1 protein-coding gene is annotated in these 867 nt (G+C 29.3%); it reads left to right on the top strand.

Features of this window, described 5'->3' with window-relative positions:
• Positions 1 to 24: 24 nt before the first annotated feature.
• A partial coding sequence (locus CIGNP103_RS06050) for an acyltransferase (protein ID WP_086268767.1) occupies positions 25 to 867 on the top strand: 843 nt, incomplete at its 3' end.

Here is an 867-nt window from a genome sequence, read left to right as displayed (position 1 = left end):
CCAAAGATTGTGGGGGGGATATAGATGCAAAAGTATATAAGAGAGAACGGGAATATAATTTATGGAGATTTATCTAAGCAAGTAAATCTAAAACTAGATTTTAAAGGCAATAATAATATTGTATTTTTTGTTGGCAGCAGTAGAGATATAAGTATGGTTATACATGGCAATAATGGATTAATTTTTATAGGACAAAATGTTGCTAAAATAAACATCAACATGGTAGGCGAGAGTGTTTTATTTATTGGCGATAATTCTAGTTTCTGGGGAGTAACTTTTAGAGTATTAGAATCAAAATATATTTTTTTAGGAAATGACTGTATGTTTTCGTGGAATATAAATCTTGAAACATCCGATCACCATACTATTTGCGATATCTTGACAAATAATAGAATTAATTTTTCTAAAAGTATTTATATAGGTGATCATGTTTGGTGTGCTCAAGGAGTTATGATTGCAAAAGGTGCATTTATTGCGTCTGGAACTATGCTAGGCGCTAACTCATTGGCCGTTTCTAAGAAATATTATTCAAATACCGTTTATGCTGGTTCTCCAGCAAGGGAAATAAAGAAGGATATATTCTGGTCAAGAAAATATCCAGGCAATTATACTAAAGAACAAACACAGTTAAATATTAATATTCAGGGAGATGACTTCAAATACACCTATAACCAAAATGAATTCCTATCTCCTAAAGCAATTGAAGAAAAACTAGACTCCCTAAACACAGCACAAGAAAAATTAGAATTTGTATATAATGTAATATATTGTAATAAAAATAAAAATCGCTTTGCATATTTTAAAGATATGCCTTATGATATCCCTTTACCTAAATATGAAAATAAATTTAAATCTTTAAAATTTGAA

This window comes from Campylobacter sp. P0103, from assembly GCF_002139545.1.
GTDB lineage: Bacteria > Campylobacterota > Campylobacteria > Campylobacterales > Campylobacteraceae > Campylobacter > Campylobacter devanensis.
Note: the sequence above shows the minus strand (reverse complement) of the source record. Positions and strands in the feature narration are given on the sequence as shown.